This window comes from Comamonas sp. B-9 (genome assembly GCF_000410635.1).
Classification (GTDB): domain Bacteria; phylum Pseudomonadota; class Gammaproteobacteria; order Burkholderiales; family Burkholderiaceae_C; genus Comamonas.
On record NZ_KE148600.1, the window covers coordinates 451 to 673 of the forward strand.

A 223-nucleotide genomic window follows, 5' to 3' on the forward strand; every position below is an offset into this window, starting at 1 on the left:
CAACAACTGCAGGCCAAGGCCGCGCTGGTGCGCAGCAGCTTGACGCAGGCCTTCCCCAAGGTGCAGGTGGTTGTCGATGCGCCCGTGCAGATGGCGCGTGAAGTCGCCAACCTGCGCCAGGCCTCGGGCGGCTTGTCGCCATCGGACGCCGAACCGCTGCTGGCCGCCGCCGGCCAGGCGCTGTCCAGCCTGCCCGCCGGCACGGTGCCCAGCACGGTCGAAT

Annotated in this window: 1 pseudogene; it reads left to right on the forward strand. The window is 71.3% G+C overall.

Annotation, left to right across the window (positions count from 1 at the left end):
- Positions 1-223: pseudogene (locus H928_RS28120) on the forward strand (type II secretion system protein GspL); the annotation flags it as partial.